14 protein-coding genes are annotated in these 12,620 nt (G+C 66.0%); 2 read left to right on the forward strand and 12 right to left on the reverse strand.

Going from position 1 to position 12,620, the window contains the following annotated elements:
- Positions 1–45: 45 nt before the first annotated feature.
- A complete protein-coding gene (locus ACNPP0_RS24115; RefSeq protein ID WP_448707219.1) occupies positions 46–564 on the forward strand; it encodes a lipocalin family protein in 519 nt (172 codons plus the stop codon).
- A gap of 59 nt (positions 565–623) precedes the next feature.
- Here ACNPP0_RS24115 and ACNPP0_RS24120 read toward each other — a convergent pair whose 3' ends face one another.
- The 12 genes from ACNPP0_RS24120 to ACNPP0_RS24175 form a co-directional block, all read right to left on the reverse strand.
- A complete protein-coding gene (locus ACNPP0_RS24120; protein WP_448707220.1) occupies positions 624–1,568 on the reverse strand; it encodes a M14 family metallopeptidase in 945 nt (314 codons plus the stop codon).
- 64 nt (positions 1,569–1,632) lie between these two features.
- Positions 1,633–2,625: a Bug family tripartite tricarboxylate transporter substrate binding protein gene (locus tag ACNPP0_RS24125; protein WP_448707221.1), complete on the reverse strand. Its 993-nt coding sequence runs from the start codon at positions 2,623–2,625 to the stop codon at positions 1,633–1,635.
- Positions 2,626–2,782: 157 nt separating this feature from the next.
- A complete protein-coding gene (locus tag ACNPP0_RS24130) occupies positions 2,783–3,697 on the reverse strand; it encodes a LysR family transcriptional regulator (RefSeq protein WP_332612426.1) in 915 nt (304 codons plus the stop codon).
- Between the two features lie 11 nt (positions 3,698–3,708).
- Entirely contained in the window at positions 3,709–4,593 is an 885-nt protein-coding gene (locus ACNPP0_RS24135; RefSeq protein ID WP_448707222.1) for an alpha/beta hydrolase, read from the reverse strand.
- Positions 4,586–5,347 carry a GntR family transcriptional regulator gene (locus tag ACNPP0_RS24140; RefSeq protein WP_332612606.1) on the reverse strand — a complete coding sequence of 254 codons (762 nt, stop codon included), beginning with the start codon at positions 5,345–5,347 and terminating at the stop codon, positions 4,586–4,588. Before ACNPP0_RS24140 ends, ACNPP0_RS24135 begins: the two co-directional genes overlap by 8 nt.
- Before the next feature lie 74 nt (positions 5,348–5,421).
- On the reverse strand, positions 5,422–6,114 hold the full coding sequence (locus ACNPP0_RS24145; protein WP_332612429.1) for an ABC transporter ATP-binding protein: 693 nt from the start codon (positions 6,112–6,114) through the stop codon (positions 5,422–5,424).
- On the reverse strand, positions 6,101–6,871 hold the full coding sequence (locus tag ACNPP0_RS24150; RefSeq protein ID WP_332612430.1) for an ABC transporter ATP-binding protein: 771 nt from the start codon (positions 6,869–6,871) through the stop codon (positions 6,101–6,103). Before ACNPP0_RS24150 ends, ACNPP0_RS24145 begins: the two co-directional genes overlap by 14 nt.
- Complete coding sequence (locus tag ACNPP0_RS24155) at positions 6,861–7,847, reverse strand: branched-chain amino acid ABC transporter permease (RefSeq protein WP_332612431.1); 987 nt, start codon at positions 7,845–7,847, stop codon at positions 6,861–6,863. Before ACNPP0_RS24155 ends, ACNPP0_RS24150 begins: the two co-directional genes overlap by 11 nt.
- Complete coding sequence (locus ACNPP0_RS24160; RefSeq protein WP_046806597.1) at positions 7,844–8,758, reverse strand: branched-chain amino acid ABC transporter permease; 915 nt, start codon at positions 8,756–8,758, stop codon at positions 7,844–7,846. The genes ACNPP0_RS24155 and ACNPP0_RS24160 overlap by 4 nt, the downstream gene beginning before the upstream one ends.
- Positions 8,755–9,948, reverse strand: coding sequence for an ABC transporter substrate-binding protein (locus ACNPP0_RS24165; protein ID WP_332612433.1), 1,194 nt, complete (start codon positions 9,946–9,948; stop codon positions 8,755–8,757). The genes ACNPP0_RS24160 and ACNPP0_RS24165 overlap by 4 nt, the downstream gene beginning before the upstream one ends.
- A gap of 48 nt (positions 9,949–9,996) precedes the next feature.
- Positions 9,997–10,908, reverse strand: coding sequence for a fumarylacetoacetate hydrolase family protein (locus tag ACNPP0_RS24170; RefSeq protein ID WP_448707223.1), 912 nt, complete (start codon positions 10,906–10,908; stop codon positions 9,997–9,999).
- 90 nt (positions 10,909–10,998) lie between these two features.
- Complete coding sequence (locus ACNPP0_RS24175; protein ID WP_332612435.1) at positions 10,999–12,123, reverse strand: cupin domain-containing protein; 1,125 nt, start codon at positions 12,121–12,123, stop codon at positions 10,999–11,001.
- A 197-nt stretch (positions 12,124–12,320) separates the two neighbouring features.
- On the opposite strand from ACNPP0_RS24175, the gene ACNPP0_RS24180 reads away from it, so the two are divergent.
- On the forward strand, positions 12,321–12,566 hold the full coding sequence (locus ACNPP0_RS24180; protein ID WP_006217094.1) for a hypothetical protein: 246 nt from the start codon (positions 12,321–12,323) through the stop codon (positions 12,564–12,566).
- Positions 12,567–12,620 lie beyond the last annotated feature (54 nt).

The following is a 12,620-nucleotide window of genomic DNA, read 5'->3' on the forward strand; positions in this document are numbered from 1 at the left end:
GGCCACGCCCCGCGGTTCGGTCAGTCTCACTCTGGAGGTTTTTCAATGCGCCGCACCGCAACATTCCTGTTGGCCCTGGCAGCCAGCGTGGGCATCGCCCATGCCGCGCCGCCGCCCATGCAGACCGTGGATTCGGTGGACCTGAAACGCTATGTCGGCATGTGGTACGAAATCGCCAATTTCCCCATGTTCTTCCAGCGCAATTGCGTCGGCGACACCACCGCCGAATACACCGCGCACCCCGACGGCACCATCGGCGTGAACAATCGCTGCCGCACCAAGGACGGCGATATCGATTCCGCGTCCGGCACCGCCACCGTCGTGGAAGGCAGCAATAACGCCAAGCTTGAAGTCACCTTCTTCAAGCCGTTCAAGGGCGATTACTGGGTGATCGGCCTGGACCCGGAATACCGCTGGTCCGTCGTGGGCACGCCCGATCGCAAGTACCTGTGGATTCTGTCGCGCTCGCCGCAATTGCCCAAGGAAGAGTTGGACAAGGCCCTGGCTGCCGCGAAGGCCCAGGGCTACGAGCTGGATGAACTGCGGTACACGCCGCAGAAATAAGCAGGACGCCGGGCTCGCGCCGGCTTTCGCTGACCGCGCCACGCGGCGCGGCTCGGCCATCAGCCCGCGTAGTCGCGGGCCAGGCGCACCACCGTCACGCCCGGCTTCAGTTGACGCAGCGACGGCATGATCAACGTGCAGTTGTCATAGGGCGTCACGATGGGCTGGCCATCTGCCCAGCCGATCACCGAGCCCGCTTGCGCCAGCGTTTCCAGCCCCGTCCAGGGTTGCGCGAACGTCACGTCCATCGACGGTGCCACCACGGCGTCCGTCACTTCCAGCACGCGCTGGGTGTCGGGGTCGAGCAGCCGCCAGCCGGCCGGCACATCGGCGGCATCCACCACGCCGGATTCCACCAACATGCGGGCCACCATGTCGCGCGCGACATCGCGCGAGGCCAGTTCGCCATGGAAACCGCATTCGATCAGTAAGGCGCACGCGTCGTCGCGCGTGGCATCGCCGAACTGTGCGAAGTCACGCATGCGTACACCGTCTTTGTGGCCCGCGTCCACGATCACATGCTGCGGTGCCTTCAGGCGGCGCGCCAGTGCGATGTTGCGCGGCAAAACGCCCGTCAACAGCAGGGGCGCGCCCGGCTCGTGCATGGAATGCAGGTCCAGCAGCCAGTCCGCACGCTGCACCCACGGGCGCAGCGCCGCGCCGCGTTGGCGGTCGGCGGTGGTGGGGTTGTCCAGGCGCTCGGCGCTCCAGACGCGGTTCATGTCTTCGGTAACGAAGCGCGAGGCATCGTGCCTGGCCAGATCGAAGCGGTCAAACGCGTCCAGGTTGCAGAAGGCCAGCGTCAGGCTGCCCCGGCGCGGCTTCACGCCGGCGGCCAGCAGGTCTTTCAGTGCCCACGCGCCGCACAGCTCGTTGCCGTGCACCAGCGCGCTCACCATCAGCGCCCGCCCCGGCACGCCGGAATCAAAATGCCAGACGCCCGGCGTATCGGTATTGCCCGCGCGTTCGGCGGCAAGGTCGGGAACGGGAAGCTGAAATTGCATGGTGAGGTCCGCTTTCTGACGTAGGTGCTGGGGGCCGATTACTGGGGCCGATTACTGGGGCCGATTACTGGGCTTCGATCTTGGCGGCCTTGACCAGCGCGCCGTACTTCTTGGTTTCCTCGGCCTGGTAGGCCACCAGATCCACGCCCGGCTTGGACACTTCGCCGCCCGCCTCTTGCATCTTCTTGCGGAACGATTCGGACTTCAGCGTTTCGTCCAGCACGGTGCGCAGTTTGGCCACAACCGGCTCGGTCAAGCCGGCGGGGCCGTACAGCGCGAACCACAGATTGATGTCGACGGATTCAAAGCCGGGCGTGGCCGCCAGCGGCGCAATTTCCGGCGCGGCCGGCGAACGCTTGTTCTCGGTCAGGCCCAGCGCAACGATGTTGCCGCTGCGCACTTGCGGCAGGCCCGAGGACAGCACCAGCATGCCGTAGTCCAGCTGGCCGCTCATCAGGTCCGTAACCAGCGGCGACACGCCGCGATACGGCACGTGTTCGGCGCGCGTGCCGGTGGCCTGGTTGATCATTTCACCGGCGAGATGCAGCGTGGTGCCCACGCCTGACGAGCCGTAGTTGAACGTGCCCGGCTCCGCGCCGCGCAGCTTTTGCAAGTAGTCCGCGGCGGTCTTGACGCCGGAATTCTTGCTGGCGGCCAGCAGCATCGGCTGCGAGGCCACCAGCCCCAGCGCCGTAAAGTCCTTGGCGCTGTCGTACTTGACCGCCGTGTTGATCATGCGGGCAATCACCATTTCGTTCGTGGAGCCCAGGAAAATCGTGTAACCGTCGGGTGCAGCGCGCGCCACGCGCTGGGCGCCGATGGTGCCACCGGCGCCGCCCACGTTTTCCACAACCACGGTCTGGCCCAGGCGCTTGCCCAGTTCTTCGCCCAACAGGCGCGCCGTCAGGTCCAGGCTGCCCCCAGCGGGGTAGCCCACCACCAGCGACACGCTGCGGGCCGGGTAATCGGCGGCGAAGGCGGCCGGGGCGGTTGCCACGGCCGAGGCGGCACAAAACGCAACAAGCGCTGCGCGCAGCGGATGCAGTACGGACTTCATGTTTTCTTCCTTGGGGTGCTGAGGGGTGGACGGCGGAGCCGTCTCGTTGGAGGTATAGGCTGTTATTTTCGCGGCGGCGGTGTGACACGGTTGTGCCGAAACGGCACATCTTCGTGCTTATCCTGCCTAGCGTGCATGGCCGGGCACGATGCCGGCCTTACGCCTTGCGGTTGGCCGTGGCCTCCCAGGCCGCCTCCGCCAGCTCTGTCAGGCGCGCACGCGGACGATACAGCCGCACCTCGAAGGCGATCTCCTCGCTACGGCCGCCCAGGGCCACCAAGGCGCCACGACGACAATCGGCCGCCACCATCGACCATGGCAGCCACGCTACGCCCAGGCCCTTGGCCACCGCGCCATGCGCCGCGTCCAGCGAATCGCTGCGCACGAACGGCGTCAAGGCGTACGGCGTGGTTTCCAGGCGGTCGCCCACGATGCGTTCCATCGCCAGCCCGCCCGTATAGGTGATCAGCGGCACGGCCTGGCCGCCATCTTTCAGCGCGTAGCGGGCGCGGCCGCGCGCATCCGCCTGGCTGACGGGCACCAGCTTGTCGGTGGCCAGCGTCATGTAGCGATAGCGCGCCGGGCTCAGCGGCACCGACAGCGCCGGGTGTTCGTAGCAGCACAGCAAATCCACCTTGCCCTGCTCCAGGCGCACCACCAGGTCTTTCGCCTGGCCCGTGGACAGCTCCACCTGTGTGCCTTCGGTCAGCACCTTGGGCGCGCGGTGACGCAGCCGGGCGATCCAGTCGGCCACCAGCGTGCGCGCCAGACTGCGGCCGGTCGCAATGCGCAGCACCGCCTCGCCGCCCGCGCCCGAACTGCGGATGCGATGGCGCACCAGCCCCATCTGTTCAACCACCTGCGTGGCCGTCTTGAGCAGCGCCTCGCCTTGCGCGGTCAGCGTCACGGGCAGGTGCTGGCGTTCGACCAGCGGCGCGCCCGCCCACGCTTCCAGCGCGCGAATGCGCCGACCGAACGCGGGGTGCGTCACATGGCGCAGCTCGGCCGCGCGCACGAAACTGCCCGTGCGCGCCAGCGCGATCAAGTCTTCAAGAAGTTTCAGGTCGGCCATCTGCAACGCCGTCAGCGACCCGCCAGCCCCATCATCGCCAGGGTGGCGCGGGTAAGCGGGCTATCCGCGTCTTCAAGTTCATTGACCAGATCGAAGTGGTTGCAGTGCGGCGTGGCAATGCGCGTGGACGCCAGACCCGCGGCGTTCCAGGCGGCTTCAAAGGCCGCCGTCTGGTTCTTGAAGCCCTGCGTTTCCAGCCCGCCGACCGCCAGCAGCATCGGGCCGGCCTGCTCGGGCAGATTGAAGATGGGGCTTTGATGCGCGGCCTGCTCGGGCGTCAAGCGCAGCCAGGTATTGGGCAGGATGTCGCACAGCGGGCGCAGGTCGAACAGGCCCGACAAGGCCAGCGTGCCCTTGATGATGTCGTCCGGCACGCCATAGCGCGCGGGCCAACCGGGCGCGACCAGCATGCCCGCCAGGTGCCCGCCGGCCGAGCTGCCGCCCACATAGATGCGTTCCGGGTCCACGCCATAGGCCGCCGCGTTGTGGTACAGCCAGGCCACCGCGCTGCGCACTTCGCGCACCACTTCGCCCAGGGTGGCTTCGGGCACCAAGGTGTATTCCAGCGTGGCCACGGCCGCGCCCGCCGCGTTGAAGGCTTCGGCCATGACGGGCGCGTCTTCCTTGCGCTGGGCGCGCCAGTAACCGCCATGGATGAACACGAATACCGGCGCGGGCGTGCGCGACGCGGCAGGCAGGAACAGGTCCAGACGCTCGTCCTGGCCCATGCCATAGCGCAGGTCCAGCACGCCTGGGCGGCGCGAGCGCACGCGCGCGGACGACTCCGCGTAGCGGCGCACGCAGGCATCAAAGTCCGCCACCGATTCACGGGCGTTGTATTGCACGTCGCGTTCGGCGATGGTGGAAAAGAACAGGTCGATGTCGGGCTTATGCATGTCGTGCCTGGGGGTCGGGCTGTGAAATGATCCGTTCGATGAATTGCGCGGTCTTGCGGTAATGCGCGGCCAGCATGGCCACCGAGCGTTCCGCGTCGCGGGATATCGCGGCGTCCAGCAGCTGGCGATGCTCGTCGTCAACGTTGCGTTCCGGCCCGTAGGCGGTGGCGCCCGCACGCGCCGGGCGACGGTAGCGCTCGGTTTGTGCATACAGCTGCGTGGATAGGTCCAGCAGCCAGCGCGAGCGGCAGGCGCCGATCAGCGCGTGATGAAAATCCAGGTGGCGGGCTTCCAGTAGTTCTTCCAGTTCGTCGGACGGCGCGGGCGACTGGCCGGCGCGCTGGGCAGCCAACGTCAGCGCGTGGTACGCGCCCACCAGCCGCGTCTCCCAGGCGTCGTCCGCGTTGGCCAGCGACCGCCGCAACGCGTCGCAATCGATCAGGATGCGGGTTTCACAGGCGTCCCACATTTCGTCGACCGACAGGGGCGCGATGCTGAACCCGCGCGACGTGGTGTTCACGACCATGCGTTCGCTGCGCAAGCGGTTCAGCGCTTCGCGGATCGGCGAAAAGCTGCTGCCGTAGCGCTGCCGCAGCAATTCCAGCCGCAGCGACTGGCCAGGCGCGAAGGCGCCGCTCATGATGTCGCGTCGAAGCAGGCGGTAGACCTGCTCGGACAGCGTGATGTCTTCAACGTCGGCGTTCCCGTCAGACCCGGGCTCGTCCTGGCGGGACGCTTTGATTCTTGGCTTCAACATGCTCTCCAGGTGTCAGCGGCGCGTCCGCCGATCCGCGCACAGGCGGCTCATTCTACTCGCGCGCGGCGGGCTCATATTCCCAGATATCGCTGCGCGAGCTCGGGCTGCGCCGACAGTTCGGCCGGCTTGCCAGACCAGGCCACGCGGCCCTTGTCGACGATGTAGTGGCGGTCGACCAGCGTTGCCATTTCAGGCAGGTTCTTGTCGATGACCAGTATGGTCTGGCCTTCGGACTTCAAGGCGCGCAGGCAGCGCCAGATTTCCTGGCGGATCAGGGGCGCCAGCCCTTCCGTGGCTTCGTCCAGGATCAGCAGCTTGGGGTTGGTCATCAGCGCGCGTCCCACCACCAGCATCTGCTGTTCACCGCCCGACAGCGTGCGCGACGATTGCGTGCGCCGCTCTTTCAAGCGCGGAAACAGCGTGAACACGCGGTCCAGGTCCCAGCCGCCCGCCGCCGCGCGCGCGGTGGCCACCAGGTTTTCCTGCACCGTCAGCGACCCGAACACCCGCCGCCCTTCCGGCACCAGCCCCACGCCCAAGCGCGCGACCGTGCTGGGCGCGGACCGCCCCAGCGTCTGCCCCCGGAACTGCACCGCGCCGCCGGTAGCCGGCAGCATGCCCATCACGGTCTTGACCGTGGTGGTCTTGCCCATGCCATTGCGCCCGATCAGCGAAATGACTTCGCCCTCGCTGGCTTCGAACGACATACCGAACAGCACTTTGCTGGACCCGTAGCCGCCCGTCAGGCCGTCAACCTTCAACATGCTCTTCTCCCAGATAGGCCGCGCGCACCTCCGGATGGCGGCGCACCTCGTCGGGCGGCCCGCTGAACACCACGCGGCCGTAGACCAGCACGCTGATACGGTCGGCCAGCGCAAAGACGGCGTCCATATCGTGTTCCACCAGCAAGATGCCGTAGTCGCCCTTCATGCCTTGCAGCAGCCGCGTCATGCGGGCCGACTCCTCGGGGCCCATGCCGGCCATCGGCTCGTCCAGCAGCAACAGCCGTGGCGACCGCGCCAGCGCCACCGCCAATTCCAGCTGGCGCTTTTCACCATGCGCCAGATCGGCGGACCGTACATGGCGGCGGTCCGCCAGGCCCACGTGTGTCAGCCACTGCATGGCTTCGGCTTTCAACCCCGCGTCGCGGCGCGGATCGGACCACGCGCCGAACGCGCGCCCACCCTTGAGCATGCGCGACAGGATCACGTTTTCCAGCGCGGTGTATTCGTGGCAAAGCTCGGTAATCTGGAACGACCGTCCCAGCCCCAAGCGCGCGCGTTCAAAGGCGCGCAGCCCGGTGACGTCGCGCCCGTCCAGGTGAATGGTGCCGGAGTCGGGCCGGATTTCACCGCAGATCTGCGCGATCAGCGTGGACTTGCCCGCGCCGTTGGGGCCGATGATGGCGTGGATTTCGCCGGCCCGCACATCCAGGTCCACGCCATTGGTGGCCACCACCGCGTCAAAGGCCTTGCGCAGCTGCGTCAGCCGCAACAAGCAGTCTTGCGCGTCAATCGGCATGGCGCGTCTCCAGCAATTTTCCGAACAGCCCCTTCTGGCCCCACAGCACCACCAGCACCAGGATAGGCCCCATGTACAGCAGCCAATGTTCGGTCATCGACGACAGCATCTGCTCCAGGCCCAGGAACACGGCCGCGCCCGCGATCGGCCCCAGCAACGTGCCCACCCCGCCCAGGATCACGATTGCCATCAGTTCGCCCGACTTGGTCCACGCGGCCATGTCGGGCGTAACCAGCCCGGCATAGTTGGCCCACAGCACGCCGGCCAGCCCGGTGCCCACCGCCGACAGCACAAACGCGCTCAGGCGATACGGCGTGGGCGCCACGCCCAGGTTCAGGGCGCGCCGTTCGCTTTGCCGCAGCGCCTGCAACACCATGCCGAATCGCGAATTCGTGACGCGGATGCACAGCAGCGTCCACGCCGTCAGCAGCGCCAGGCACACGTAGTAAAAAACCAGCGGGCTTTCCAGGTTGATGCCGGGCAGCACATTGCGCTGCGGAATCATCAGCCCGTCGTCGCCCCCATAGAATTGCAGCGACACCAGGATGAAATAGACCATCTGCCCGAACGCCAGCGTAATCATGATGAACTGCACGCCGCGCGTGCGCAGCGCCAGATAGCCGAACACCCAACCGGCCAGCGCGCACACCGCCAGCGCGATGGGCCACACGACCAGCGCGGCATTGCTGCCGGCCCAGCCGAAGATGGGCCCCGCTTCGGCCGTGTGGAACGCGATGATGCCCACCGCATAGCCGCCCAAGCCGAAGAACATGGCGTGGCCGAAGCTGACCATGGCGCCGTAGCCGATCACCAGGTCGAGGCTGACGGCGGCCAGGCCGTAGATCAGAAACCGCGTGACCACGCCGATCAAGAACGGCGAGCCCGACGCCAGCGCAGCCGCCGGCAGAAGGATCAATACCGTCAGCCCGGCCAGGCCCCAGCGGGCGCGATTGGAAAGTGTCTTTGCCATCATCATCCTCGCGCCGGGAACAAGCCGCCGGGCTTGGCGATCAGCACGATCGCCATCAGCACATAGATACTGGCCGACGCCATGCCGGCGGCCAAAGGGTCCGCCGTGGCGGGCGAGAACATCTTGGACAGCAACTGCGGCAGGAACGCGCGGCCCAGGCTATCGACCATGCCCACCAGCAAGGCGCCCGCCAACGCGCCGCGCACCGAGCCGACACCGCCAATCACGATCACTACGAACGTGGTGATCAGGATGCGTTCGCCCATGCCGATTTCCACGGCCAGCAGCGGCGCCGCCATCACGCCCGCCAGGCCACACAGCAACGCGCCCAGGCCGAACACCAGCGTGTACAGCTTGCGGATGTCCACGCCCAGCGCGTCCACCATTTCTCTGTCATCCGCGCCCGCGCGGATCAGCATGCCGATGCGGGTGCGGTTGACCAGCCACCACAGCCCCACCGCCACCAGCGCGCCGATCGCGATGAACGACAGGCGGATCACCGGATACTGAAAGCCCGGCGCCAGCGTCACCGCGCCTTCCAGGAAAGACGGGATGCCCACCAGTGGCGGGCGCCGGCCAAAAATCAGGCTGACCGCCTCGTTCGAAAACAGCAGCAGGCCGAACGTGGCCAGCACCTGGTACAGGTGATCGCGCTTGTACAGCTTGCGGATCACCAGCACTTCGACCGATATGCCGTACAGCCCCGCCCCCAGCAGCGCGGCCAGCACGCCCGCCAGGAACGAGCCCGTGGTGCCGATGGCGTAGGCCGCGCAGTACGCGCCCACCATGTAGAAGGACCCGTGCGTCAGGTTCACCACGCCCATGATCCCGAAGATCAGCGTCAGCCCGGCCGCCAGCATGAAAAGCATGGCGCCGAACTGCAAACCGTTAAGCAGCTGTTCGAACAGAAGCGTCATGATGGCAACTTGCAGAATTGGGCATAGGCGTCCTTATCGTCGGCCACCAACTTGCGCACCAGATGCGGCGCCAGCACGCCCGCGCTGTCCTTCTCGATGCGCATCAGGTACAGGTCCTGAATTGGATGCTGGTTGGTGTTCATGCTGAACTTGCCGCGCAGCGACGTGAAGTCGGGCTTGCGCAGCGCGGCGCGGAAGGCATCGGCCTTGGACAAGTCGCCGCCAGTGGCTTTCAGGCCCACTCCGATCAGCTGCGCCGTGTCATAGGCCTGCATGGCGTAGTCCGTGGGCACGCGGCCGTAGGCTTCCCTGAAGGCTTTCACGAAGGCTTGCGATGGCGCGTTATCGAAATCCTGCGACCAGATGCCGGTGGTGTACGAGCCCAGCGATGCGTCGCCGGTCGCCTGGATCATGCGCGCGTCCATCGAGAAGCTGGGCATCAGCATGGGGATGCTCTTGTTCAGGCCCGCCGCCGCGTACTGCTTGACGAAGTTGATGCCGGTGCCGCCCGGGTGAAACTGGTAGATGGCATCGGGCGACAGCGAGCGCACACGCGCCAGCTCCACCGAAAAGTCCGATTGATCCAGCTTGGTGTAGATCTCGGCAATCACCTCGCCCTTGTAGGTGCGCTTGAAGCCTTCGATGGCGTCGCGGCCCGCCTGATAGTTGGGCGCCAGCAGCACCACGCGCTTGTAGCCCAGTTCATTGGCCGCCACACCGCCCGCCGTGTGGAAGGCGTCGTTCTGGTAGGACGCCACGAAATAATTCGCGTCGCATTTTTCACCGGCAAAGTTCGACGGCCCCGGGTTCAGGCTGACGTAGAACGCGCCCGACTTCACCACGCTGGGCACGACGGCGGCCAACACGTTGGAAAAGTTGACGCCGGTAAAGAGCTTCACACCGGACTGGATCAGGCGGTCGGCCGCCTGTTTGGCATTGGCGGGTTTCAGGCCGTCGTCTTCGATCACCAATTGCACCGGCACGCCGCCCAGCTTGCCGCCGCCCTGTTTGATGGCCAGGTTGAACGCATCGCGCTCGTCCTCGCCGATGTAGCCGGCCGGCGTGGACAAGGTGGCGATGAAGCCGATCTTGACGGGGTCGGCGGCGCGCGCGGCGCTCATCGACATGGCCGCGCCCAGCGCGACGGACAACGCGGCGGCGATGCCGCCCAGTTTCTGTTTCTTGATCATGGTTTCCCCTTGAAGATTGCGTTGCCCGCCTTGCCGGCCGGGTGTGAGCTATACCGCCACAACCGGATGGCGCAACGTGCCGATGCCTTCCACGCACGCCACCACCACGTCGCCGGGCCACAGCCATTCCTGCGGCTTGCGGCCCGCGCCCACGCCTTCGGGCGTGCCCGTGGCGATGATGTCGCCCGGCTCCAGCGTGATGCCGGCGCTGATGTCCGCGATCAGGAACGGCACCTTGAACAGCATGTGGCGCGTGTTCGATCCCTGCTTCTTTTCACCGTTCACGGTCAGCCACAAGTCCAGCACCTGCGGGTCGGGAATTTCGTCGGCGGTAACGATGCACGGCCCGAAGGGCGCATAGGTGTCCTGGCCCTTGGAATAGATCCATTGCCCGGCGCGGCGGCAGTCGCGCGCGCTCATGTCCAGCATGACGCTGTAGCCGAACACGTAGGACAGCGCATCGGCCTCGGCCACGCGCGAGGCGCGGCGGCCCATGATCACGGCCAGCTCCACTTCCCAGTCCAACTGCTGCGTGATCTTGGCGTTGTGTTCGATGGCATCGCCCGGGCCGATCACGGTGGTGGGCGGCTTGGAAAAGATCACCGGCTGCTTGGGCAGGTCGGCCGACGTGTCCAGCGTGCGGCTGGATTCGGCCACGTGTTCCACATAGTTCAGGCCGATGCCGAAGATGTTCTTGCGCGGGCGCGGAATGGGCGCCAGCAGCTTTACGTTTTCCTGCGGCAGCGCCGTGCCCACGGGCCATTCGCCGCGATAGGCATCCATCAGGCGGCTGGCCTGCGCCACGGCCACCGGCCCCAGGTCGATAAACGCCAACATGTCGTCGGGCAGGTCCACCCCGCCCGCCTCGCCCAGCAATGCCAGGTCGATTACATAGCCTTCGGCCAGCGCGCCAAGCCGGGCGGCGGCGGTGGGATGAGCACGAAAAGTCACCAAGCGCATAGGAACTCCATAGATTCAAGACGTGTTGAGCCAGGCGCGCGGACAACGCCCGCGCGGCGGATGAAAATTTGATGGGAAGGTGGCGCGGCGCTAGATCAGGATTTGATGGCCGTCGTTTTCCTTGACCGCTTCTTCGCGGTATAGCCCCAGCGCGCGCATCACGGGCAGGTCGTTGAAACAGAACAGGCAGGCGTCGTCGTTGGAAGACAGGTTGACGTGTTCGTGGATGGCCCAGGACGGCACGCAGAAAATGTCGCGTTCGGTCCAGTCGTAGCGCTTGCCGTCGATGATGGAATAGCCGCTGCCCTTGGCCACCTGATAGATGAAGCTGCCGGTGTGCCGATGCGCCTTGGTGTGTTCGCCCGGCCGCAGCAACTGCATGCTGGCGCCGATGGTCGGCATGACGGGGCCGCCGGTTGCCGGGTTGACGTAGTCCAGCAGGATGCCGTCGTAGGGGCTGCCGGCGGAGGTGCGGGCGTAGCGGCGCAGGGCGTCGTAGGTGGGTTCCCATTCGTACTTGAACAGCGGCGAATAGGGTTTCGTCCAACCGGATACCTGCGGGCGCAAGGCAACGTTGCCCCAGGCGGCGCTGGTGTCGTCCACGGGATAGGTCACGGTCTGGTTCAGGTCGGGGTGCACGGCGTAAAAACCGGCTTCCAGCGCGTTGACCAGCGGTATGTCCAGGCCGTCCTGCCAGATGCAGGTGGTGCCGTCTTCGGACACGCCATGTTCATGCCAGGTGCCGTTGGGTGTCAGCACGAAGTCGTTCGCACCCAGCGTCATTTTGTGCCCGTCGACCACGGTGTACGCGCCCCGCCCTTCCATGATGAAACGCAGCGCGGAATGGGAATGTTTGTGCGCCGAGGCCAACTCGCCCGGCTGCATCACTTGCAGGCCGGAATACAACCAGCCCACGGCGGCGGCCACATCGCGTCGGCCGGGGTTGTTCAGGTAGATGACGCGCCGGCCGGCTTCCTCGGGCGACACCAATTCAGCCGACCGCAGCACGTGGCCGCGCAAGTCCTGGTAACGCCACACCACGGGCACCGACGCGGAGCGCGGCGCCCAGGGCTCAATCTTGTTCGCCACGGTCCATAAAGCGCCGGTTTCCAGGCGGGCGAGCTCCTGGTAATAGGCGATGCGCTCGGGCGAATCCGCCACATTGGCGCGGCCCGCGGTGTCCTCGCGATAGGCGTCGTACCGGTTCGCTTCCATGACTGGCCTCTTTTATAAAACCGTGAAGATTTTCGAAAATAATAGAGGCGACGACTTTTTCGGGCAACGACTGCGCGCTAGGGGTTTTCCCGCCGCGAAAGAATTAGTTGGTGTGACCGTGCGAAATACTGTACAAAAACACAGTGTGACGTGATACATTTCGCTCGCCCAAAAAACTGTCATCCAGGGAGAATCCTGTGTCAGAAGCCGCTCATCTTGTTCAGTACATCGTTGTGCCCTATCGCGCCGCCGCCAACGGCGTGGCGCCTGGGGAAATCCGTCCGGCCAGCAGCGAATTCGGCGCCATCCGAATCGCGAATTCGATGGCGTCCAAATTCGCGGGGGTTGCCGCCTACGAAGTGTGGATAGACAAAGAAACCGGCGATATGGAATCGCCCCGCATCCTGACGCAAATCGGCACGGTGCCGTCGCTGGATGATTGACGTTTGCCGTATCGACACGCCCGTTGCGTCGTCGTCCGGCCACGGGTCGGGCCC

It is taken from the genome of Achromobacter semiaridum, assembly GCF_053543755.1.

Excerpts from the sequence above, each read along its gene's own strand:
- ACNPP0_RS24115 (WP_448707219.1), top strand. The coding sequence starts at position 46 with ATGCGCCGCACCGCAACATTCCTGTTGGCCCTGGCAGCCAGCGTGGGC.
- ACNPP0_RS24120 (WP_448707220.1), bottom strand. The coding sequence starts at position 1,568 with ATGCAATTTCAGCTTCCCGTTCCCGACCTTGCCGCCGAACGCGCGGGC.
- ACNPP0_RS24125 (WP_448707221.1), bottom strand. The coding sequence starts at position 2,625 with ATGAAGTCCGTACTGCATCCGCTGCGCGCAGCGCTTGTTGCGTTTTGT.
- ACNPP0_RS24130 (WP_332612426.1), bottom strand. The coding sequence starts at position 3,697 with ATGGCCGACCTGAAACTTCTTGAAGACTTGATCGCGCTGGCGCGCACG.
- ACNPP0_RS24135 (WP_448707222.1), bottom strand. The coding sequence starts at position 4,593 with ATGCATAAGCCCGACATCGACCTGTTCTTTTCCACCATCGCCGAACGC.
- ACNPP0_RS24145 (WP_332612429.1), bottom strand. The coding sequence starts at position 6,114 with ATGTTGAAGGTTGACGGCCTGACGGGCGGCTACGGGTCCAGCAAAGTG.
- ACNPP0_RS24150 (WP_332612430.1), bottom strand. The coding sequence starts at position 6,871 with ATGCCGATTGACGCGCAAGACTGCTTGTTGCGGCTGACGCAGCTGCGC.
- ACNPP0_RS24155 (WP_332612431.1), bottom strand. The coding sequence starts at position 7,847 with ATGATGATGGCAAAGACACTTTCCAATCGCGCCCGCTGGGGCCTGGCC.
- ACNPP0_RS24160 (WP_046806597.1), bottom strand. The coding sequence starts at position 8,758 with ATGACGCTTCTGTTCGAACAGCTGCTTAACGGTTTGCAGTTCGGCGCC.
- ACNPP0_RS24165 (WP_332612433.1), bottom strand. The coding sequence starts at position 9,948 with ATGATCAAGAAACAGAAACTGGGCGGCATCGCCGCCGCGTTGTCCGTC.
- ACNPP0_RS24170 (WP_448707223.1), bottom strand. The coding sequence starts at position 10,908 with ATGCGCTTGGTGACTTTTCGTGCTCATCCCACCGCCGCCGCCCGGCTT.
- ACNPP0_RS24175 (WP_332612435.1), bottom strand. The coding sequence starts at position 12,123 with ATGGAAGCGAACCGGTACGACGCCTATCGCGAGGACACCGCGGGCCGC.